Here is a 21,584-nt window from a genome sequence, read left to right as displayed (position 1 = left end):
AATCTTAGTCTGCAAAGTGATCCCATCCCACGGTGTCAGCGGGCATTCCCGCTATCCGGACGCCGCTGCGCTGCCCTTCGGCAACGGCCTGGATCGAGCCTATCGCAGTGAAGCCGGAAGGTAGCTGAACATTTGCCGGAAAAGTCGCCAACAGGCCATGGTCCTCTCCGCCGCCGAGAATCCAGTCCATGGGATCGCAGCCAAGGGGAGCTGACGCAGCTTCCAAGGGAGTGGCGAGGGCCTTGAGCGCTATGGGGTCGAGATCGAGTGCGACACCGCTCGCTTCGGCGAGGCGGGCGCCGTCGCGCAACAACCCATCGGAGACATCCATCATGGCGGTTGCTCCGGCCTTGGCACCCAGCGGGCCTGCCGCGAGCGGCGGCTGCGGCCGGCACTGGCTTTCCATGAGTGCCTTCTGGGCAGGGTTCAGGTTTCCGACGGGAATAGTGCTTTCCAGAAGAGCCAAACCGGCGGCAGCGCGCCCAACGGTTCCTGCAAGGGCCAGGACATCGCCGGGTCGGGCTCCGGAGCGCAGCACAGCGGGAAGGCCGCGCATTGTCCCGATGACAGCGACGGTCACGGCGATTTCACTGCCACGGCCCAGATCTCCCCCCGCAACCGAACAGTCGGCAGCCCCCAGACCGACGATGCCGGCCGTCAAGCCATCCGCGAAGTCCTCAACCCACTCCACCGGAGTGCCGGGCGGCATGGTCAGGCTCACCACGAGGGACACGGCGGTGCCACCCATCGCATTGATGTCGCTGAGATTTTGTGCCGCCGACTTCCACCCGACGTCATACCCTGTGGTGCGGTATCCGTTGTTCCATTGCAGGCGGAAGTCCTGGTCCTGGGTCTGGGTGTCAATGGAAATGAGGGTCCGGCCATCCGGAGCGGCGACGACGGCGGCGTCGTCCCCCGGTCCGAGCAGCACACTGCTGCTGTGGTGCAGGCGCGGGAAAATCCGCGCGAGGAGCTCCCCTTCGGAGAGCTCAGCGACAGTCTGTTGTTCTATGGACACAGCTCTACGCTATCGCGAACCGCTGACAACGACGGGCTGATCCGTGGCGGCCGGGCTTTGACTGGCCAGGGTTGGCTGAGTGTGGCATCCTCCCCTGCTCCCGGGATCTGCTTCCGCCCGCGAGCTGCTGCTTCCCCGATCCTCGGCTTGCCGCCGCCGCGATAGGCTTGATCAATGCAACAAACGAAAGCCGCTGTGTACGTCCGTGCCCTTTGCTCCCTGACGGCCGCGGCGGTTTCGGTTCTTGCCCTGACAGCCTGCTCTCCCGTCGTCGACGTCAAGCCAGCCGCTGACGCCGCAAACGCGGCTTGCGCACCCATGATGGTGGCACTTCCGGACACAATCGGCGACGCCGCCTTGCGGAAGACCAACAGCCAAGCGACCGCCGCATGGGGCGACCCTTCCGTCCTGATACTGCGTTGCGGCGTCAACGTGCCCGGCCCCACTACGGACCGCTGCGTCACAGTGAACGATATCGACTGGGTCATCAAGGAAGGCGACCCGGTGTGGACACTGACCACCTACGGGCGCGAGCCTGCCACGGAAATCCTCATGGACCCGAACAAAATCAGCTCTGCCACGGTCCTCGCGGATCTGGCACCTGCCGCGGCGAAAATCAAGGCCGTACGCAAATGCGTTGGCCAGCCTGAGTTGCTGCAAAACCTGCCGACAAGCACCCCCGGCAAATAGCAGGCCTAGCGCTGGCGCTTGTCAGCTCAGGCCGGTTTTCAGCGCAGGCCGGTTTTCCGATTGAGTGCCAGGTAGATGAGTTCGTCGATCAACTCGGCGTAGCTCAGACCGGAAGCCGCCCACATCTGCGGATACATGCTCTTGGGCGTGAACCCGGGCATGGTGTTGATCTCGTTAATGATCAGTTCGCCGTCCGGAGTGTAGAAAAAGTCCACGCGGCTGAGGCCTTCAGCACCGACAGCATCGAACGCTGCGGCAGCAAGCTCACGGACCCGGGCGATGGCCTCGTCCGGAATATCAGCCGGGCAGCTCAAGGCAGCGGCGCCGTCTTCAACATACTTGGCGTTAAAGTCATAAAACTCGTGTTCGCCTGGAGCGACGGCGATTTCGCCCGGCATGGAAGTGCGCGGCGCCGAGGTGCCGCGTCCTTCAAGGACGGCGCACTCGATTTCCCGGCCAACAATGCCGGCCTCGATCACCAGTTTGAGGTCGTGCCGACGTGCCTCTTCAATGGCGGCATCCAGCCCGTCCATGGAATCGACTTTGGAAATCCCCATCGAGGAACCGGCGCGAGCGGGCTTCACGAAGACCGGGAAGCCAAGGCGGTCCACGCGCTTACGGACGGCTTCGGCGTCGTTGATCCATTCACGGTCCGTGACGGCGACATACGGCCCCACGGTAAGGCCCGCTGCCTCGAAAACGACCTTCATGAAGTGTTTGTCCATACCTACCGCCGAAGCCAGAACTCCAGCGCCCACATACCGGGTGTCCGAAAGCTCCAAGAGCCCCTGGATGGTGCCGTCTTCGCCCCAAGGACCGTGCAGCAGTGGGAAAACGACATCCACGGAGCCCAGTTCCTCGGGCACCGCATTCGGGGCAGTGACGATCAGCTGGTGGGCCCCGCCCACCTCGGCAAGCGTGACGGTCTTCCCGGACGGTGCCACCTCAGGCAACGCCGAAGCACTCAAGGACCACTTGCTGATATCAGCTGAAGGGAGCACCCATTGGCCGGACTTGGCGATCCCGATGGGAATGACATCGTACTTGCTCTTGTCGATAGCGCCCATGACCCCGGCGGCCGTCACGCAACTGACCGCGTGCTCGCTCGAGCGGCCGCCGAAGAGTACTGCGACGCGCGGCCGACGGCGTTCGGAGGGTTTTGCGTAAGCAGCGGTTCCAGAGGGCTCAGCAGCTCCGGCAGACAAGGATTCTTCGGTCACAGTCAGTAATCGCCTTCGGACTTCAGGGAGCGGGCCAGGAGTCTGGGCCCAAGTTCATCAACGGATAGTTTGCCTTCAAGGACGGCCACCACGGCCGCGGTGATCGGCATGTCGACACCGAGCTTTCCGGCTAGTTCGTAGACAGCGTACCCGGATTTGATGCCCTCCGCCGTCTGCGTCATCTGCTCGGTAACCTGTTCAAGGGTCAGGCCCTCTCCGAGCAAACGGCCCGCCGTGTGGTTCCGGGAAAGGGGCGAGGAGCAGGTCGCCACCAGGTCTCCCAGTCCAGCAAGACCGGCCATGGTATGCGCCTCGCCACCCAAAGCAAGGGCAAGCCGCGACGTCTCCGCAAGGCCGCGCGTGATCACCGAGGCCTTCGTATTGTCGCCCATTTGCTTGCCTTCGCAGATGCCGACGGCGAGGGCGATGACGTTTTTCACAATCCCGCCGATTTCGACGCCGACGACGTCGTTGCTCGTATAGGGGCGGAAGTACGGCGCGGTGCAGTAGAGCGCGAACGATGCAGCAGTGGCTTCGTCGCTGCATGCCACGACTGAAGCCGTCGGTTCCCGTCGTGCAATTTCCATGGCCAAATTAGGCCCGGAAACCACGGCGATCCGCTCTTGCGGAATGTCGAGTTCCTCGGAAATGACCTCACTCATCCGCGAGTCGGTACCGAGCTCGAGGCCCTTCATGAGCGAGACAACAACGGCTCCCGGAGCCACGAGTGGCTTCCATTTGCGAAGTTGAAGCCGAAGTGATTGCGCCGGCACGGCAAGGATCACGATTCCGGCACCGGCAAGGACCTCTGATACGTCCGCTGAGGCGGTGATGCAATCGGGCAGCGCAATGTCCTTCAAGTACTGCGTATTGCGGTGCTCCGTGTTGATCTGGGTAACCACTTCGTCCCGCCGGCCCCAAATGCGGATGCTTCGCTTCGCGCCACTGGCGGTTGCCGCATCCGCCAGGACCTTTGCGAACGTGGTGCCCCAGGATCCTGCGCCAAGCACGGCGACTACCGCGGTGTCGGCCATAAGTACTTCGCCAGCGGTCACTTCTGTCCGTCCGTGCCGTTGTTGCGCGTAGTTTCTTCCGTTGCTTGGAAGCGGCCGTGCTTCGACTGATTGTGAGCAGCAGGATCCCACCGTTCCCCGGGCGGTTCTTCCCCGCGCAACGTAGCAAGGAGCCCAGTGATGGCATCCATGATGATGTCCGTAGCCTCAACCAACGTTGCCCGGTCCAGGGGTCGGCCTTGGAAAGCACTGAGATCCACCGGTTCGCCTACCAGGATGCGGGAGGTCTTCCGCGGGAAGACATGCAGGCGCTTAGCGTACCGGGGGAACACCTCATGGGCACCCCAATGGGCAATGGGCACCACGGGGGCACCGGTCTGGATTGCCAGGCGCGCAGCTCCCGTGTGGCCCTTCATCGGCCACAAGTCCGGGTCGCGCGTCAAGGTGCCCTCTGGGTAGATAATGATGGCGCCGCCGGCATCCACCACTTCCTGGGCGGCTTGCAGCGAGCGGTTCGCTCCCGTCGTCGAGCGTTCCACCGGAATCTGGTTTGTGGCGCGCAACAGGCCACCCAGAACGGGGGCCTTGAAGAGCCCCGCCTTCGCAAGGAAATGCGGCGGACGCTTCATGTTGTAAAGCATGTGCCCCACCACAATGGGGTCGATCTCGGTGCAGTGGTTCGGGGCCGCAATGAAGCCACCTGCGGGGAGCTTTTCGGTCCCCTCCCACTTCTTTGCCATGAGGATGTTGATGAGCGGCCGCGCAATTCCCGCGAGAACAGCGAACATGGCACGGCTCTGGGCCGATTCCTTCAAGGTGTCCCCCGTTACTTGGAGTCGGTGAGGTCGAAATCAGCGCCCAGGCCAGCGAGCTTTTCAGTAAAGCGCTCATAGCCGCGGTTGATGATGTCGATCCCGGTCACCCTCGAGGTACCGGTCGCGGCGAGCGCCGCAATAAGGTGGCTGAATCCGCCGCGCAGATCGGGGATATCGATGTCAGTGCCTCTGAGCGGGGTGGGTCCTGAGACGACGGCGGAATGCAGGAAATTGCGCTGGCCAAATCGGCACGGCACACTGCCGAGGCATTCACGGTGGACTTGGATGGTGGCACCCATGCGGGTCAGCGCGTCGGTAAAGCCGAAGCGGTTTTCGTACACGGTTTCATGCACGATCGACACGCCTTCAGCCTGGGTCAGGGCGACCACCAGGGGCTGCTGCCAGTCAGTCATGAATCCCGGGTGTACATCTGTTTCAAGGACGAGCGGGCTGAGCTTGCCGCCAGGGTGGTAGAAGCGGATCCCGTCCTCGCGGATATCCATACCGCCACCCACCTTGCGGTAGGTGTTCAGGAAAGTCATCATGTCCCGCTGCGAAGCACCCTCAACGAAGATATCTCCACGGGTCACCAATGCAGCGGAAGCCCACGACGCCGATTCGTTGCGGTCCGCCAGGGCACGGTGGTCGTAGCCACCAAGGTCCTTGACGCCTTCGATCCTGATGGTGCGATCCGTCTGGACGCTGATGATAGCGCCCATCTTTTGCAGGACGGCGATGAGGTCGATGATCTCGGGTTCGGTGGCGGCACCACTGAGTTCAGTGATGCCCTCGGCGCCTGTGGCGCTCAGCAGGACCTGTTCCGTGGCTCCCACCGAAGGGTAAGGGAGGGAGATCTTGGCACCGTGGAGTCCCTTGGGGGCGGAAATATGGATGCCGCCCGGGCGCTTTTCGACGACGGCGCCAAACTGACGGAGTACGTTGAGGTGGTAATCGATGGGCCTGTCACCGATCTTGCACCCGCCGAGGTCCGGAATGAACGCTTCGCCAATGGCATGGATCAGCGGGCCGCACAGCAGGATGGGGATGCGGGAGTCTCCCGCGTGGGCGTCGATCGCGGTACTGGACGCTGTCTTGGCGTTCTGGGGATCCAGCGTGAGATCGCCGGTGACGGGGTCTTTCTGAACAGTCACGCCATGGAGCTGCAGGAGGCTGGTGACCACCTCCACGTCCTTGATTTCCGGGACGTTCCGCAGCACCGAGGGTTCGTTGCCGAGGAGCGAAGCCACCATGGCCTTGGGAACAAGGTTCTTGGCACCTCTGACGGTGACGCGACCGGTCAAAGGGACGCCGCCGCGGATTGTCAGGACACTACTCATCTATACCGGTTTCCTCACGAGTTGATGCCCCCATACTTACGAAGACTCCAGCTAAGCATAAAAGCTGACGTTACCGATTCGAAATGGAGCACGCCCAGAGAACTTCCGCAGACGGAAAAGGACCGGCATGGAGCCGGTCCTTTTCCGGTGAACTACTGGTACCGCGCCCTACTGGATTCGCGCCGGCAGCGTTTTCGGCTTGAAAGAGGGCCTGGTAGCCTCGTAGGCCGTGATGTCTTCCTCGTGCCGGAGCGTCAGTCCGATGTCGTCCAGGCCCTCCAGAAGGCGCCAACGGGTGTAGTCGTCGATCTCGAAGGGCGCCACGACGTTGCCGCATTCAACGGTTTTGGACACAAGGTCCACCTTGACTTCGGTACCCGGAGCGTTTTCAAGCACTTTCCAGATGAGCTCGATATCGTCCTGGGCAAGCTCGGCAGCCAGAAGGCCCTGCTTTCCCGAATTCCCGCGGAAGATGTCCGCGAAACGAGAAGACAACACGGCTTTGAACCCGTAGTCCTTGAGCGCCCAGACTGCGTGTTCGCGCGATGAACCGGTTCCGAAATCGGGACCTGCAACCAGCACGGATCCCGCGTTGAAGGGTTCCTGGTTCAGGATGAAGGACGGGTCCTTGCGCCAAGCGGCGAACAAGGCGTCCTCGAAGCCGGTACGGGTGATCCGCTTCAGGTACACCGCGGGAATGATCTGGTCCGTGTCGACATTGCTCTGTCGCAGCGGGACACCGATGCCAGTGTGGGTAGTGAATTTTTCCATGGGGATCCTCCTAGGCGGCGTCGGTGGTGGTGGATGCAGAGACGGAGGCAGGCTCCAGGTCCGACGGCGAGCTCAACGTCCCGCGCACGGCTGTGGCAGCGGCCACTACCGGCGAGACCAAGTGCGTGCGGCCGCCCTTGCCCTGGCGTCCCTCGAAGTTGCGGTTCGAGGTGGATGCGCAGCGCTCCCCTGGTTCGAGCTGGTCCGGGTTCATGCCCAGGCACATGGAGCAGCCGGCGAAGCGCCACTCGGCACCGAATTCCTTGAATACCTTGTCGAGCCCCTCTGCTTCGGCCTCAAGACGGACGCGTGCCGAGCCGGGAACCACCAGCATCCGTACTTTCGGGTCTTTTTCGCGGCCGCGGATAACATCGGCGGCGGCACGCAGGTCCTCGATACGGGAGTTCGTGCAGGAACCAAGAAACACGGTGTCCACCCGGATGTCCTTCATCGGGGTACCGGCTTCAAGGCCCATGTACTGCAGGGCGCGTTCGGCGGCCAGCTTGGCGTTTTCGTCACCGAAGTCCTCGGGGAAGGGCACCGCTTCGTTGAGCGAAATGCCCTGGGCCGGGTTGGTTCCCCAGGTCACGAACGGCTCCAAAGTATCGGCGTCGAGGTCCACCTCGACGTCGAAAGTCGCGTCGTCATCGGTGTGCAGCGTATTCCAGTATTCGACGGCGGCATCCCACTCTTCGCCCTGGGGGGCGTGCGGGCGGCCGTGCATGTAGTCGTACGTCGTCTGGTCCGGAGCCACGAGTCCGGCACGGGCACCGGCCTCAATGGACATGTTGCAGATGGTCATGCGGGCATCCATGGAGAGCGCACGAATGGCCGACCCACGGTACTCCAGGACGTAGCCCTGGCCGCCACCGGTGCCGATCTTGGCGATGACCGCCAAGATGATGTCCTTTGCCGACACGCCCGGGCGCAGGGTGCCCTCAACGTTGATGGCCATGGTCTTGAACGGCTTGAGGGACAGCGTCTGGGTGGCCATGACGTGTTCCACTTCGGACGTGCCGATGCCCATGGCCAGCGCACCGAATGCACCATGCGTGGAGGTGTGGGAATCTCCACAGACAACCGTCATGCCGGGCTGGGTGAGCCCAAGCTGCGGACCGACCACGTGAACAATGCCCTGTTCGGCATCGCCGAGCGAGTGGAGGCGGACCCCGAATTCCTGGCAGTTGTTACGCAAGGTCTGGATCTGCGTGCGGCTGGTGAGGTCGGCAATCGGCTTGTCGATGTCCAGCGTCGGGGTGTTGTGGTCCTCAGTGGCGATGGTGAGGTCTGGCCGGCGCAGACGGCGGCCAGCCAACCTCAGGCCCTCAAAGGCCTGCGGCGATGTCACTTCATGCACGAGGTGCAGGTCGATGAACAGAAGATCGGGCTGGGCGTTGGCTCCTTCGCCTTCGCCCTTGCGCACCACGTGCGCATCCCAAACTTTCTCGGCCAGTGTCTTTCCCACGGCCTGCTCCCTTCACTGCGGTTGGCTTGACTACTTCCACTGAACATCAGCGATTCAAACTGCGCCAGCGAAACAACTTGCATCTCAGATATTGAGACGGCAATATCATTACATGGACAATTCTAGTGGAGTCGGCGTCATCGATAAAGCGGCCCAAGTGCTCGACGCACTTGAGGCGGGGCCAACCACCCTCGCTCAACTGGTGGCCGCAACAGGGCTGGCCCGTCCCACCGTGCACCGGCTGGCGCTGGCCCTGGTCCACCACCGCCTTGTGAGCCGTGACATCCAAGGCCGATTTGTCCTGGGCAGCCGCCTCGTCGAGCTCGCCTCGGCGGCAGGCGAAGACAGGCTCATCGCCTCGGCTGGTCCCGTCCTCATCCAGCTCCGCGACGCCACCGGAGAAAGCGCTCAGATCTTCCGCAGGCAGGGCGATTGGCGCGTGTGCGTCGCCTCGGCCGAACGCCCGATCGGCCTGCGCGACACCATTCCCGTGGGCACCCAGCTGTCCATGAAGGCTGGCTCCGCCGCGCAAATCCTGTTGGCTTGGGAAGACCACGACCGCCTTCTCGACGGACTTCAGAATGCCCGCTTCACGCCCACGGTCCTGGCGGGAGTACGACGCCGGGGCTGGGCTCAGAGCCTGGGCGAACGCGAGCCTGGTGTCGCCTCAGTCTCCGCACCAGTGCGCGGCCCTTCCGGCCGGGTCATTGCTGCAGTGTCCATCTCCGGCCCCATCGAGCGCCTGACCCGCCAACCTGGACGCCTGCATGCCGAAGTTGTCTGCAATGCCGCCCGGGTGCTGACAGAGGCCCTGCGCAAGAACAACGACTGATCACGCTTTCCCTTCGGCCTCGGTTATAGGTCCCGAGATTCCCCAAAACCAGATCGTTGGAGACGGAACGCGCGTCCACCATGCTGCCTCGGTGTAATCGGCGAAGTGAGCTCCGTGCCTTAATCGACCTCATCACTTTGTGCGGGGTGTGACTGGACCCAGGTGCGGAGCGGATTGCCTGCCCATCTACTGTCAGCTGGGACGGCCTCGGAACGCATGACCAGTGAGGCTGCGCCGACTGTCGCCCGAGTGCCGAGGCTGCTTCCGGGGAGCGCAATGCTATTGGGACCCAGTGTCGAGTTGATCCCCATATCGATTTCGTCCATGCGCATGATTCGGTCATGGAAGAGATGCGTCTGGAGAACACATCCTCTGTTGATGGTGACGCCGTCGCCGAGCGTGATGAGGTCAAATTCCGGCAGCCAGCGCGTCTCGCACCATACGCGCCGTCCGATCTTCGTTCCCATGCAGCGCAGCCAGAGATTAATAATGGGCGTGCCGACACTCATGCCGATCAGTTCCGTGCCAGCCAGCGATTCGGTGAATACGTCGGCCAGTTCATTGCGCCAAACGAACGAGCTCCATAAGGGATGCTCGGAGGGTCGGAACCGTCCAACCAGCCCCCATTTGGCCGTTAGGGCAACTAGACAGGAGGCGACTGCGGTGCCAAGAACCGTGGGGCCAGACACCAGAATTGTGGTCATAAGACCTGAGTGCACGTACGTTGAGGCGAGCACGTAAAGAGCAACGAGACCGAGCCACGCTTTGATGATCGAGGGCACGATTCGGCAGGCTTCCACCGCCGCCCGCGCGGCGAGCAGGCGGGGCGGTGGGCTGTACGTCCGGGAGCGATCGCTATGGTCCACCAGCCGGGTCAGCTCGACGGGCGGCAGGCCGAACCAGGAAGTTCCTTCTGGCATATGGCTAGGAGCCGAGGATAAGGCCGCGATCAGCGATTTATCCGGTATATGGCGCCCCGGGCCAACAACCGCGGAGTTACCGAGGAATGACTCTTCTCCGACGCTTGCATGTCCGAGCTGCAGCCATCCCGCCCGGACGCGCTTGAAGGTAACCAAGGAGCGGTCCGCTAGGAAGGAACGGTCAAGAAAAATCGTTAAGTGGGGCATGGTTTCCACGGTGGATATTTCAACGCGCTTGCCGACTTGAGCGCCGAGCAGGCGCATCCATCCGGGAGTGAAGAGGCTTGCGTAAATGGCATATGCCGAGATGAGTGCCTTTGTAAGCAGCAGATCGGTTAGCCACGCCGCCCAGGCCGCAGGGCCTGTTGAAAGATGAAGCCCGGGAGCGATCAAGTGGCTGAGCAGCCGGACGAGCCCAGCCGTGATCAATAGGTGGGTCATCGAGGTGAAAATAACGGCCAGAGGTGTCCACAAAGCCACGGTTTGGAGCGTGTTCTCGACGTCTCCGCTGCTTCGGCTTGCCATGAAAATCAGCAGTTCCGCGGGCAGCGCGGATAGGGCCATCATTGGGCCCAAACCGACCAGCGAAAGCGGGTAAAGGAACCTCACTGCGGCCCTCCGATGCTCAGGGGCCTGCGTGACCGGCCATCCTTTACCGGCCGCACCGACGTGCCGCATCGGTGACCCTGTCCAGAGTTGTCCGTCCGGAACGAATCCGTTGACACACGTTCCCGGGGCAACTTCAGCTCCGATTCCAATATGCGTTCCAGGCAGGAGGGTTGAGCGGGCGCCCACTGTTGCATTACTACCTATGTCGATGGAGCCGATACTCAACACGTTGCCGTCGATCCAGTAGCCGGCCATGTCCACCCCGCGTTCAATGGACGCATTCGACCCGATCGCTGCCATCCCTGTCACCGGCGGCATCGCATCGAGATGCACCCCTTTGCCGATGTCGCACCCTAGGGCCCGCGCGTACCACGCCGCAAAGGGTGTTCCCATCAGGGAGTCGAGCGCGCAGTAGGCGACAATACGCTCTGTGGCCCACAACCGTAGGTGAACCAGCCCGCCCCGGGGGAAGATGCCCGGGCGAATTCCATGCATCAAAAGGCGGGCGCAACCCGCTGCGATGATCAAACGGGATGGGAAGCTGAAGAGCACCAAGCACGCCACCAAAGTTGGCAGCAGCGGAGGGTTGGGCGCCCATGGAGCACCGGCCATCCGGACCAGCAGGCTGGCGACCGCTAGGCCGGTGAGGTATTTCAGGCCATTGACATAGTAAAGGCCCAGGATAAGCGGCAGCTGGAGCAGGCCTGTCCAAGGTGGTATTGACATGGTTTCGCGCTCGTCCCCGAACGGAGCGCCGAGGCTGTCGAGGTGGTCCGCCATCGGACCGAGACTTGGGATGGCGTAAAGATCCGCGATGGATGCCTCGGGGTGCCTGGTTCGGACTAGGGAGATGAGCTGTGCCGCGGCGACGCTTCCTCCGCCCAAGGCGAAAAAGTTGCTATCCCTCGTGAGTGGCGTCGGGCCGAGAACGCTGTTCCACTGCTCTGCGAGCCAGGCCGACGTCCCGGTAAGCTCGTGTGCCGAGTCTGCGGGCAGACCACCGGGCAGGGGCCAGGGGAGTGCCTTCCGATCGACCTTGCCCGAGGCTTTGATTGGCAGCGATTGGACCACGCCCAGAGCGGGGACGAGTTGCGCGGGCAGTACCTCAGTAAGCCGGGTGCGGGCCGCCGCCAGGTCTATGCGTGTTCCGGTTGCCTGCACAAGATATCCCGCAAGAACCCTATTTCCGCTTGAGGTAGTCCGGACAGCGCTGGCGGCGGCCGCGACGTTTGGGAGGCTCGTTAGTGCTGCATCGATTTCACCCAATTCCACACGGCGTCCGGCAAGCTTCACTTGATCATCCGCTCGGCCTCGAAAGACCAGGCCACGGGGATCAGCGAGCACCAAGTCACCACTGCGGTACGCGCGCGACCAGCCTAAAACGGCCATCGGAGCATATTTCGCAGCGTCCTCGGTCGGGTCGAGGTAGCGGCCGAGGCCCACGCCGCCGATGACCAGCTCGCCTTCTTCGCCCCAGCGGACCGGAATCCCGTCCGTGTCCACCACTGCCAGATCCCAGCCTGGAAGCGGGAGTCCGATCCGATTCGGCTCGGTGCCATCATGCATCGCGCCGCAGGAGATCACGGTGGCCTCTGTGGGCCCATAAGTATTCCAGACTTCCCGCCGCGAACCGGCCAGCCGGTCCATCAGGGGGCCCGGGCAGGCTTCACCACCAACGATAAGGAGCCGGATACCGTCAAGGGCATCTACGGGCCAGAGTGCTGCAAGCGTGGGCACCGTGGATATCGCGGTAATGTGGCGCTGGACGAGCCAAGATCCAAGATCCGCGCCGGAGCGGACTACGGTCCTCGGTGCAGGGACCAAGCACGCGCCGTTTCTCCAGGCAAGCCACATTTCCTCACAGGATGCGTCGAAGGCCACGGACAACCCGGCAAGGACTCTATCACCAGGGCCCAACGGATTGTCTTGGCAATACATTTCAGCCTCCGCATCGGCCCAGGCCGCAGCGGACCGGTGCGTGACGACAACCCCCTTCGGCTTGCCGGTTGATCCGGACGTAAAAATGATCCACGCGTCATCCTCTGGATGAGGTTCGCGATGGCGGCCCTGCGCCCTGCGTCCTGGGACCAGAGTGACTGCAAGGTGACCGCCGACCACTGCGCAGACACCCGCTTCGGACCATGCAGTCTCCATGCGTTCTTCCGGCTCTTCGATGTCGACCGGAACGTAGGCCGCACCGCAGGCCATGACGCCAAGAATGGCGATGTATAGATCCGAAGAGCCGGATTGCATCCGGACACCCACCCGGTCTCCGGCCCCGATGTCCAGGGCCCAAAGGCGCCGCGCGAGAGCATTCACCCGCGAACCAAGCGCTCTGTACGTCAGCTGGACGGTCCCATCGTCAATGGCTGGCGCTTCAGGGTATTTTGCGATGGTTTCGCACATGACGTCCATCAGGGTCCGGGCCGGGTGAGCCTGTCTTCTCGGGAATACTGCGGCATCCGATGGACATCGGGTAGGCTCAACGTCTTCGGAGAAGCCCATCACGCTGACCTAACCGCGGATCTACGCGGCTTCGTCCGTAGACCTTTTCGTAGGCCATTTTGTTGAGTGCGCATGTTTTGTTCCGCCCCCTCTCCCTCGAAAACCGTGCGAGACACCGGCTGAGCACCGCCGCGCGGAGGTCCGGCCTGCTTGCAAAGAACTTGGCCTGCAAGGTCACCCATCCTGTCAAAATGCGCAATCGGCGAGTCCAATCTCGATGTGGACGCGCCCCCGAGGAAGAAGGTCGCACAGACGGAGGCTTTGCCATGACGGCAGCACCTGAGGAGATTGGAGACTACCCATGAGATCACGACCTTCGAGATGTTCGCTTTCGGAGTATGACCCGGCCGGACTCACTGGGGAATTCCTTTGACTTGACTCGAAAATGGGGGCCCGGCCGCACTAGTGTATTGGCCGCCCCAGACGGAAACACGAGTGGCGTCTACTTGAGCTGTCCCGGCCGCACACTCGATTCAGCACGCGTGCAGAGCCGTCAAGTCAATCTGCCCGCCATTCTTCTACTCGGTACATGCAACCGCTCGTCGTCCGCGAGGTCACCCAGGACTACAAAGAGCCGTTATAGGGTGGGCGCATGAATAGCTTTGCCGTGTTCCTGCGTGGGATCAACGTGGGCGGGATCAACATCAAGATGGCCGATCTCAAAGTTGCCCTCCAGGCATACCCCTTCACCGGCGTCAAGACCCTGCTGGCCAGCGGCAATGTGGTGCTTCAGAGCGAGCTGGAAGCCGCGGAAGTCAAAGAACAGTGTGAGAAATGCCTGAGGGAGGCATTCGGTTATGACGCCTGGGTGGTGGTCCTGACCGCGGAACGAGTTGCCGAACTGGTGGAAGCCTGCCCCTATCCCGCCAGCGACAAAACCACGCACAGCTACATCACCCTCGCCTCGGACCCGGCCATGCTGGATGAACTGTTCGACGCCGGCACAGCCCTCGGCATCCCGGGACAGGGCGGCGTCGAGCAAGTCCGTCTGGGTCCTGAGGCCTCGGCCTGGCTCGCCCCGGCGGGAGGCACCTTGGACAGCCCCTTCAGCAAACTCTCTTCGAAGGCCCGCTACAAGGCGAGCACCACCACCCGGAACCTGCGCACGCTCATCAAGGTCAGGGACGCCGCAGAAGCCCTCCAGAAAGAGGGCGCTTAGCGGCTATTCGGCAGCATTCCTGCAGCATTCTTGCCTGAGTGTCGCAGTCGAGGCTTGCCATAGTTGCCAGTGTTCCTGCCGCACTGGTCCCATGAGTCGGCACCCATGAATTGACGCAGTGACTTGCCGGCGTGAATTGGCCTCGGTTTATGCGCCCGCGCCGGACACCTTTCCGCTAGTTCGAGTCCGAAGCGTTAATAAGCCCTGGTGAAATCGGGCGTCAAAGCACGAAAAAGAATCCCCGGAACCTCTTGGTTCCGGGGATTCATGTTGTGACCCCAGCGGGATTCGAACCCGCGTTACCGCCGTGAGAGGGCGGCGTACTAGGCCGCTATACGATGGGGCCTTGCACTTTCAGAATGCCGCTTCCGGCATTCAAGCTGAATGAGTATTTCATACATTCAACATTGTTTCAAATCGGCGGACCGTTTCAAACTTCCAAATTACCCGCGAAAACGTGGATCATTCAGAGCTGGGATACCAGGACTCGAACCTAGAATGACGGTACCAGAAACCGTAGTGTTGCCAATTACACCATATCCCATTGGTGCTTTTAGGCCGGATTCGATGGCCTAAACCTTCGCTCCGCGCCCCTCAGCACGAGTAATTACTCTACCCGAGACTTTCGATGCGCACAAATCGGGCGGGCAGCCGCACGCCTGCATGGTCCCCACGCCCAGCGATCCGCGGATGAGAGGAAAAAACCCTTGCACTCCTCCGGATCTTAAGTTTACTCTCGGTAAGTTACCAATCGGTAACCAGCGCCAAACACTTGTTTCGTGGCACAGCCGCAGGTCAAGCCGCCTGTTAGCTGCGTCACATGGGGGGATCCCGGCAGCAGCGCCGCCGTCGGGAAGTCATCGAGAGGAATTTTGCCCATGACACGGAACCCTGCCATTGCCACCAGAACACGAAGCCGGGCCCAGACGATCGCGATCGGTGTGCTCGCTCTCCTCCTGATCGCGCTCCTCGGGTTCTACACGTTGGTCATTGGGAAGATCGCCGCGGGATCCGAGCAGCTCAATGACGGCGCAGGGCAGGCATCAGCCGGCGCCAACCAGCTCAAGGACGGCGCGGCAAGGCTAGCGGGAGGAGCCGCGGAAGCCGGCACTGGCGCCGCCAAACTGGCTGATGGCGCCTCAAAGGTCCAAACCGGAATCCAGGGCAAACTGGCCCCGGGAGCCCAGCAGTTGAAAGATGGAGCCGACAAACTGGCGACCGGGGCGGTGAAGATCCAGAACGACGTCAACGCCAAGCTTGCGCCGGGAGTCTACAAAGTGGACGACGGCGCGCAGAAGCTCGCGGCCGGAGCTGTGCAGCTCTCCGCGGCATTGACCCCGACGCCGGCTGGCAACGCCGAAAACAATCTCGCCGACGGCGCCACCCAACTCAACAATGGCGCGATCCAGCTCAATGACGGCGCCACCCAGCTCGACGCCGGCGCCGCCCAACTCGCTGCAGGTACCGCCAAGCTGGCGGCGGGCACTGATCAGCTCAAGGGCTACCCTGGAGCCGGAAACGATCCAACCAAGGGAACGGGAACCGCCGCTTTGGCCCAAGGACTGCAGCAGTTGGCTGACGCCGCCAACGGAGTTCAGGGCGTGGTGCCTCTCGCAGTTCTGAAGGCCCAGATCAATGCGCTGAACGATGGCGCACATCGCCTCGACGCTGGAGCTGGGCAATTGCAGGCGGGGGCTGGCCAGCTCCAAGCCGGGGCGGTGCAGCTCCACGACGGCACCGGAAGGCTCGCCGACGGCACAGACAAGTTGGCCGCGGGAACCGGAAAGCTGACGGCCGGCTTCGCGACCCTGGCCCAGAAGCTCAACAGCCAGGACCCAGCGTCTCCAGGCGTGGTTCTGGGAACCCAGATGCTTGCTGATGGAACGGCAAAGATCCGCGTGGGCATGGACGGAGTTCCAGGCGACCCCGAGCATCCGGGGCTCCTCAAGGCCACGGCCAGCATGACGGACGGAACGTCACGGTTGGCCTCGGGCACGGACTCACTGATGACGGGTATCAAGGGCAGCCCCGCTGATCCGTCCTCCCCCGGCCTTCTGGACGGCTCCACGGCACTGGCCGCAGGTGCCTCGAAGTTGTCTGAAGGAAACGCCAAACTGGCCGCGGGCTCGGCCCAACTGTCCACCGGTGCCGACAAACTTGCAGACGGGAACGCTCGAATCGCCGCGGGCACGGCAGAACTCCATCACGGAGCCGCAGCGGTATCGCCGTCGAGCATGGCAGAAAAGTCGGATACCGGCACGGCGCTCGGGCTGGTGGGCGTCCTAAGTGCCGGCTCCGTGGGCGCATTCGTTTTCCTGAGGAAGTTTCGCCTGGGCGCGTAACCGGGAAGCCGCGCTATCGCTCAGGCGAGCAGTCGCGACAAGGAATCTATTTCCCGGCCAGTAAAGCCGGAGGCCACCTCGCCGGTGCGGTTCAGCCAGACTCCTCGCAAGCCGGCTGCGGTGGCGCCATCGGCGTCGAGCAGGCGGTTGTCTCCGACGAAGAGCGTCTCAGCCGGGGTGGTGCCCAGGCGCCGGACCCCTTCCAGGTAAATGGCGGGGTCCGGCTTGGGCACACCTACGGTGTCCGTTCCGACGAGGACCGAGACGCGGCCAAGTCCCGCGCTATCGAGCTTGACCCTCTGATAGTCATGGACATTATTGCTCACTGCGCCATAGGGAACGCCCGCGGCGTCCAAGGCGGCAAGCACGGGAGCGACGTCGCTGAAGGCCCTGACATAGCTGGGCTGCAGCCGGGAGTAGTCGCTGAGCCATGTGTGGGAGTCCTCGCCCCCAAGCTCGACGCCGAAATGCCCCAGGGCAGCGCGGCCCCGCAGGAGGCGTTGCTCGTTGAACGTCAACTCGCCAGCGAGGTATCGGTCATAGAAATGGGTGGTTTCGTGCGTGAAGATCCGTCCGAACTTCTCCCACCCGGCCTGGTCCAGGCCAGGGAGGAGATGTTCGCTCACATCACGCAGCGCCGTGGTCATGGCGTACTCGAGGTCCACCAGGGTGTCGTCAATATCGAACAGGACACCCCGGACCGTGCCAAATGACTCATGAAGTGCGCTGATCACAGTGTGCCTGGACTAGCCGCGGAACGCGCGCAAGCGGGTGAGCGAGGAATCCTTGCCCAGAATGACCATCGATTCGAAGAGCGGCGGCGAGATGCGGCGGCCGGAGATTGCCGTGCGCACGGGGCCGAACGCGAGGCGCGGCTTGATGCCGAGATCCTCCACCAAAGCTTGCTTGAGTGCCGTCTGGATGCTCTCCGCGGTCCAGTCCTCGACGGGTTCCAGGGCAACCAACGCGGCGTCCAACACCTCGGTCAGGTTCTCGGGAAGTCCCTTGCGGGCGTCGTCCGCGACGTCGATCTTGTCGTCGTTCTTGAACAGGAAGGCAAGCATCTCGGGAGCCTCGCCCAGCAGGGTGATGCGTTCTTGGACCAGCGGCGCGGCCTCGGCGAGGATCTCTTCCTGGCGCGGGGTCAGGATCTCTCCCACGAAGCCGGCGGCACGCAGGTACGGCACGAGCCGCTCGCGGAAGTCTTCGGGAGCAAGCATGCGCACGTGCGTGCCATTGATGGCTTCCGCTTTCTTGATGTCAAAGCGCGCCGGGTTGCCCAGGACGTCGTGGATGTCGAAGTTGGCCACGAGCTGCTCCACGGTGAAGATGTCCTCATCGGCGCTCAGCGACCAGCCCAAAAGCGAAAGGTAGTTGAGCAATCCTTCACGAATGAAGCCACGTTCGCGGTGAAGGAACAGGCTGGATTCCGGATCGCGCTTGGAGAGTTTCTTGTTGCCCTGGCCCATGACATAAGGAAGGTGGCCGAATTCCGGCATGTATTCAGCCACGCCGATGGCGTAGAGCGCACGGTAGAGGGCGATCTGACGCGGAGTGGAGCTGAGCAGGTCCTCGCCGCGGAGGACATGCGTGATACCCATGAGTGCGTCGTCAACGGGGTTCACGAGTGTGTACAGCGGCGCACCGTTGGCACGCACCACGGCGAAGTCCGGCACTGAGCCCGCCTTGAATGTGATCTCCCCGCGCACGAGGTCATTGAAGGTCAGGTCCTCGTCCGGCATGCGCAGGCGCAGCACGGACTGGCGACCCTCGGCCTTGTACTGGGCGAGCTGCTCCTCCGTGACATGGCGGTCGAAGCCGTCATAGCCGAGCTTGGGATCCCGCCCGGCAGCACGGTGCCGAGCTTCGATTTCGTCAGGCGTGGAGTACGACTCGTAGATGTGGCCGCCGGCTTTGAGCTTGGCGATGACGTCCTGGTACATGTCGCTGCGCTGGGACTGGCGGTACGGTTCATGCGGCCCGCCAACCTCCACGCCCTCGTCCCAGTCGATGCCGAGCCACTTCAGCGCGTCAAGAAGTTGGTGGTAGCTTTCCTCGCTGTCGCGCGCTGAGTCGGTGTCCTCGATCCGGAAAATCAGCTTGCCGCCGGTGTGCCGCGCATAGGCCCAGTTGAAGAGGGCGGTACGGATCAACCCAACGTGCGGAGTTCCCGTGGGTGAGGGGCAGAACCGGACGCGGACCGGGGTTTCGGCGGTCACGGCAGGAATGGCGGCAGAGTTCGACGCAGCAACAGTAGTCATAGTGGTTCCAACTTTACCGCGTGGCGCTTGGCGGAATGGCCAGTGCCGCCTGGTGTCGACCGGTCTCGAACACCAGGCGAACCGTCAAGACTTCAGCGGCGGACTACCGGGTTGGACAAGCGGCCGATGCCTTCGATCTCGATCTCGTAGCGATCGCCTTCCTGCACGAGTCCGACGCCGGCCGGAGTGCCCGTCATGATGACGTCGCCCGGCAGCAAGGTAAACGCCTGAGAAACTATCGACACGAGTTCCCGCACGCTGCGGATCATCTGATTGGTGCTGCCGTCCTGGCGGAGTTCGCCGTTGAGCCAGCCCTTGATGGCCAGGTCCTCAGGGTCCAGATCGGTCTCGATCCACGGGCCCAGGGGCGCGGAGGTGTCGAAGCCCTTGGCACGTGCCCATTGCAGATCCGTTTTCTGGATGTCGCGCGCCGTGAGGTCGTTGCCGCAGGTATAACCAAAAATGACATCGTCAACGCGGTCTTCCGGCACGTCCTTGCAAATGCGGCCGATGACGACGCAAAGTTCAGCTTCGAAGGAAACTTCCTCGGAGAACTCAGGCAACACAATGGGGTCATTGGGGCCGACGACCGCGGTGTTCGGCTTCAGGAAGAGCAGCGGATGCTGCGGAATTTCATTACCCAGTTCCCGGGCGTGCTCCGCAAAGTTCCGTCCCACGCCGATCACCTTGCTGCGCGGAATGATCGGGGCCAACAGGCGGACGTCCTCCAGCTTATGGCGGACCGAAGTCCGCTCAACACCATTGAAGAAGGGATCGCCATGGATGACAGTGACGACTTCACTGCCGGGCTCACCTTCGACGACGCCGTAGACGGGATCAGAATCAACAACAAACCGGGCGATACGCATGGCTCCTAGCGTACCGTCCGCACGCGGCCGGTACGCGCGGGAGGACAGGAGCGGCCGTTACGCAAGGGTGTCCGCTAGCTGCGCAGATAGTCCAATTGCGCGGCAACCGAGGTTTCCGCCGCCCAGCGCACGGAAGGATCGACGTCGGGATACACCGCGTCGGTGACGGCCTGCACCCCAGCCTCCGCCCCGAGCCGGGCGAGGGCCTCGCGGATCTGGTCCAGCCGCATCTCCCTGTGGGCCCGGTACTCGCGGCACACCGCGTCCACGGCGGGTAGGACCGGCCCGTGCGCGGGCAGCAGTGTTGCCGGACCGAGTCCTTCAAGTGTGTCGAGGCTCGCGAGGTAGTCCCCTAGCCTGCCGTCGGGATAGTCCAGCACCGTGGTTCCGCGTCCCAGAATGGTGTCGCCGGTGAGCACGGAGCCGTCAGGCCCGTCAGCGGGAAGATGGAAGCACAAAGAATCCGAGGTGTGGCCGGGGGTGGCAAGGACGTGGATCTCCACCCCTGCCGCCTTGATGACCTCGTCGGCGCGGAGCGGCTTTCCGCCGTGGCAATGTGCCGGGTCGGCAGCACGGACAGGCGCCCCGGTGAGTTCGTGGAAGCGCGCGGACGCCTCGGTATGGTCCTTGTGGCGGTGGGTGATGAGCACGAGGTCAACCGGTCCGCAGGCGGCCAGGGCCGCGAGATGGGATTCTTCGAGCGGCCCGGGATCGACGACGACCACTCCGGCAGCGCCCGGGGCGGCAATGACGTAGGAATTGGTCCCATCGAGGCTCATCGGCCCGGGATTGGGTGCCAGCCGTGAGCGGGTGAGGAAACTGCTTGGCTGGAAAGACGCGTCATAGACCGGATTCACGGTTCCATCTTGGCACACGCCACATCGCCAGGTCCGGGCGTCAGGGCAGATGCACAGCAGGTAAAGAGAGCTCGCGGCATAGCATGGTGTCAAGGCGCCAGGACAGCTCAGGCGATCAACTCATCGCTTTCAAGGCTGATTTGCTGCTTGGCTTGCCCTGAATGGATGCAGAGGAGTGATCGAATTGTTGCGGACTCAAACCCCTCGAAGAGGACTTCTCTGGACCACGACGGCGATCGCAACCGTTTGCCTTTCCGTCCTCGCGATCCTCAGTGCATGTTCGTCCGACGCCGCACCGCGTGCCGCCGCGGCAGAACCCACAGTGGTGATTATCGGAGATTCCCTCAGCACCGGACACGGGACTTCGCCTTCCGACGCGTGGCCAAACCTCGTGGAGAACGATCCCGCCTTTCAACAGTTCCAAGCAACCATCGTCAATGCCGCGCAGGATGGAAGCGGTTATGTCAGCGTTGGCGAGGACGGATCCACCTTCGGTTCCCAAGTGGACGCGGCGGTAACGGACTCCACCCGTTTGGTGGTGTTCTTTGGTTCCGAAAATGACATGGGTGCCGCCCCGGGGGAAACCGAGGTTGCAGCGGCACGGGCCTTTGCCTCGGTCAAGACCCGCGCTCCCCACGCCGACATCCTGGTGATAGGTCCGCCGTCGTATTCGAGCACGCCGGAACCGGAAAGACTCGACATCCGAGACCAGGACAAAGCGGCTGCACAGCAAGCGGGCGCCGACTTCGTGGATCCGATAGTCCTAGGCTGGATCATGGATGATGCCGCGAACCTCATTGGGCCCGACGGAGACCACCCCTCCGCTGCCGGTCAGCAGTATCTGCAAGCCAAGATGGAAGCGCTCATAGAACCGCTGATCCACGGGCCCCAGCCCCAGTAG

At 62.8% G+C, this 21,584-nt stretch carries 17 protein-coding genes and 2 tRNA genes; 5 read left to right on the top strand and 14 right to left on the bottom strand.

Going from position 1 to position 21,584, the window contains the following annotated elements; all coding sequences use genetic code 11:
- Nucleotides 1-4 precede the first annotated feature (4 nt).
- Entirely contained in the window at nucleotides 5-1,018 is a 1,014-nt protein-coding gene (thiL, locus tag HNP00_RS07055; RefSeq protein ID WP_184737327.1) for a thiamine-phosphate kinase, read from the bottom strand.
- Nucleotides 1,019-1,192: 174 nt separating this feature from the next.
- Here thiL and HNP00_RS07050 point away from each other — a divergent pair, with 174 nt between their 5' ends.
- Nucleotides 1,193-1,708: a DUF3515 family protein gene (locus HNP00_RS07050; protein WP_184737325.1), complete on the top strand. Its 516-nt coding sequence runs from the start codon at nucleotides 1,193-1,195 to the stop codon at nucleotides 1,706-1,708.
- A 38-nt stretch (nucleotides 1,709-1,746) separates the two neighbouring features.
- On the opposite strand, the gene HNP00_RS07045 is transcribed toward HNP00_RS07050, so the two are convergent.
- From HNP00_RS07045 to leuC, 6 genes are all read right to left on the bottom strand, one after another.
- Nucleotides 1,747-2,913 (bottom strand): D-alanine--D-alanine ligase family protein, encoded by a 1,167-nt coding sequence (locus HNP00_RS07045; protein ID WP_260404829.1) that lies wholly within the window; start codon nucleotides 2,911-2,913, stop codon nucleotides 1,747-1,749.
- A gap of 17 nt (nucleotides 2,914-2,930) precedes the next feature.
- Nucleotides 2,931-3,962, bottom strand: coding sequence for an NAD(P)H-dependent glycerol-3-phosphate dehydrogenase (locus tag HNP00_RS07040; protein WP_184737496.1), 1,032 nt, complete (start codon nucleotides 3,960-3,962; stop codon nucleotides 2,931-2,933).
- A gap of 17 nt (nucleotides 3,963-3,979) precedes the next feature.
- Nucleotides 3,980-4,756 (bottom strand): 1-acyl-sn-glycerol-3-phosphate acyltransferase, encoded by a 777-nt coding sequence (locus tag HNP00_RS07035; RefSeq protein ID WP_184737321.1) that lies wholly within the window; start codon nucleotides 4,754-4,756, stop codon nucleotides 3,980-3,982.
- 11 nt (nucleotides 4,757-4,767) lie between these two features.
- Nucleotides 4,768-6,093, bottom strand: a complete 1,326-nt coding sequence (murA, locus tag HNP00_RS07030) for a UDP-N-acetylglucosamine 1-carboxyvinyltransferase (protein ID WP_184737319.1) — start codon at nucleotides 6,091-6,093, stop codon at nucleotides 4,768-4,770.
- Nucleotides 6,094-6,261: 168 nt separating this feature from the next.
- The gene (leuD, locus tag HNP00_RS07025) at nucleotides 6,262-6,864 is read right to left on the bottom strand and encodes a 3-isopropylmalate dehydratase small subunit (protein WP_184737317.1); all 603 of its coding nucleotides are present in this window, start codon (nucleotides 6,862-6,864) and stop codon (nucleotides 6,262-6,264) included.
- Nucleotides 6,865-6,874: 10 nt separating this feature from the next.
- A complete protein-coding gene (gene leuC / locus HNP00_RS07020) occupies nucleotides 6,875-8,329 on the bottom strand; it encodes a 3-isopropylmalate dehydratase large subunit (protein WP_184737314.1) in 1,455 nt (484 codons plus the stop codon).
- Nucleotides 8,330-8,441: 112 nt separating this feature from the next.
- Between leuC and HNP00_RS07015 the strand changes: the two genes are divergently transcribed.
- Nucleotides 8,442-9,161 (top strand): IclR family transcriptional regulator, encoded by a 720-nt coding sequence (locus HNP00_RS07015; protein ID WP_028264661.1) that lies wholly within the window; start codon nucleotides 8,442-8,444, stop codon nucleotides 9,159-9,161.
- 119 nt (nucleotides 9,162-9,280) lie between these two features.
- Here the strand turns inward: HNP00_RS07015 and HNP00_RS07010 are convergent, their stop codons facing one another.
- Nucleotides 9,281-13,096, bottom strand: coding sequence for a Pls/PosA family non-ribosomal peptide synthetase (locus tag HNP00_RS07010; RefSeq protein WP_260404808.1), 3,816 nt, complete (start codon nucleotides 13,094-13,096; stop codon nucleotides 9,281-9,283).
- A 691-nt stretch (nucleotides 13,097-13,787) separates the two neighbouring features.
- On the opposite strand from HNP00_RS07010, the gene HNP00_RS07005 reads away from it, so the two are divergent.
- Nucleotides 13,788-14,354 carry a DUF1697 domain-containing protein gene (locus HNP00_RS07005; protein ID WP_184737310.1) on the top strand — a complete coding sequence of 189 codons (567 nt, stop codon included), beginning with the start codon at nucleotides 13,788-13,790 and terminating at the stop codon, nucleotides 14,352-14,354.
- A 273-nt stretch (nucleotides 14,355-14,627) separates the two neighbouring features.
- On the opposite strand, the gene HNP00_RS07000 is transcribed toward HNP00_RS07005, so the two are convergent.
- Nucleotides 14,628-14,700 (bottom strand) — tRNA-Glu (locus HNP00_RS07000).
- Between the two features lie 126 nt (nucleotides 14,701-14,826).
- Nucleotides 14,827-14,898 (bottom strand) — tRNA-Gln (locus HNP00_RS06995).
- Nucleotides 14,899-15,232: 334 nt separating this feature from the next.
- Between HNP00_RS06995 and HNP00_RS06990 the strand changes: the two genes are divergently transcribed.
- Nucleotides 15,233-16,696, top strand: a complete 1,464-nt coding sequence (locus tag HNP00_RS06990; RefSeq protein WP_184737308.1) for a hypothetical protein — start codon at nucleotides 15,233-15,235, stop codon at nucleotides 16,694-16,696.
- Nucleotides 16,697-16,716: 20 nt separating this feature from the next.
- On the opposite strand, the gene HNP00_RS06985 is transcribed toward HNP00_RS06990, so the two are convergent.
- From HNP00_RS06985 to HNP00_RS06970, 4 genes are all read right to left on the bottom strand, one after another.
- Nucleotides 16,717-17,430: an HAD family hydrolase gene (locus tag HNP00_RS06985; protein ID WP_311770517.1), complete on the bottom strand. Its 714-nt coding sequence runs from the start codon at nucleotides 17,428-17,430 to the stop codon at nucleotides 16,717-16,719.
- Nucleotides 17,431-17,442: 12 nt separating this feature from the next.
- Entirely contained in the window at nucleotides 17,443-18,957 is a 1,515-nt protein-coding gene (gltX, locus tag HNP00_RS06980) for a glutamate--tRNA ligase (protein ID WP_184737306.1), read from the bottom strand.
- Between the two features lie 92 nt (nucleotides 18,958-19,049).
- Nucleotides 19,050-19,826 (bottom strand): fumarylacetoacetate hydrolase family protein, encoded by a 777-nt coding sequence (locus tag HNP00_RS06975; protein WP_184737304.1) that lies wholly within the window; start codon nucleotides 19,824-19,826, stop codon nucleotides 19,050-19,052.
- 74 nt (nucleotides 19,827-19,900) lie between these two features.
- The gene (locus HNP00_RS06970; RefSeq protein ID WP_311770516.1) at nucleotides 19,901-20,683 is read right to left on the bottom strand and encodes an MBL fold metallo-hydrolase; all 783 of its coding nucleotides are present in this window, start codon (nucleotides 20,681-20,683) and stop codon (nucleotides 19,901-19,903) included.
- A gap of 175 nt (nucleotides 20,684-20,858) precedes the next feature.
- Between HNP00_RS06970 and HNP00_RS06965 the strand changes: the two genes are divergently transcribed.
- The gene (locus HNP00_RS06965; RefSeq protein WP_184737302.1) at nucleotides 20,859-21,584 is read left to right on the top strand and encodes an SGNH/GDSL hydrolase family protein; all 726 of its coding nucleotides are present in this window, start codon (nucleotides 20,859-20,861) and stop codon (nucleotides 21,582-21,584) included.

Source organism: Arthrobacter sp. AZCC_0090 (assembly GCF_014207375.1).
Taxonomy (GTDB): domain Bacteria; phylum Actinomycetota; class Actinomycetes; order Actinomycetales; family Micrococcaceae; genus Arthrobacter.
This window is presented reverse-complemented; position numbering and strand designations above follow the sequence as displayed.

Bases quoted from the DNA above. Each gene is read 5' to 3' on its own strand.
- HNP00_RS07050 (WP_184737325.1), top strand. From the start codon at position 1,193: ATGCAACAAACGAAAGCCGCTGTGTACGTCCGTGCCCTTTGCTCCCTG.
- HNP00_RS07040 (WP_184737496.1), bottom strand. From the start codon at position 3,962: ATGGCCGACACCGCGGTAGTCGCCGTGCTTGGCGCAGGATCCTGGGGC.
- murA (WP_184737319.1), bottom strand. From the start codon at position 6,093: ATGAGTAGTGTCCTGACAATCCGCGGCGGCGTCCCTTTGACCGGTCGC.
- leuD (WP_184737317.1), bottom strand. From the start codon at position 6,864: ATGGAAAAATTCACTACCCACACTGGCATCGGTGTCCCGCTGCGACAG.
- HNP00_RS07015 (WP_028264661.1), top strand. From the start codon at position 8,442: ATGGACAATTCTAGTGGAGTCGGCGTCATCGATAAAGCGGCCCAAGTG.
- HNP00_RS07010 (WP_260404808.1), bottom strand. From the start codon at position 13,096: ATGTGCGAAACCATCGCAAAATACCCTGAAGCGCCAGCCATTGACGAT.
- HNP00_RS07005 (WP_184737310.1), top strand. From the start codon at position 13,788: ATGAATAGCTTTGCCGTGTTCCTGCGTGGGATCAACGTGGGCGGGATC.
- HNP00_RS06990 (WP_184737308.1), top strand. From the start codon at position 15,233: ATGACACGGAACCCTGCCATTGCCACCAGAACACGAAGCCGGGCCCAG.
- gltX (WP_184737306.1), bottom strand. From the start codon at position 18,957: ATGACTACTGTTGCTGCGTCGAACTCTGCCGCCATTCCTGCCGTGACC.
- HNP00_RS06975 (WP_184737304.1), bottom strand. From the start codon at position 19,826: ATGCGTATCGCCCGGTTTGTTGTTGATTCTGATCCCGTCTACGGCGTC.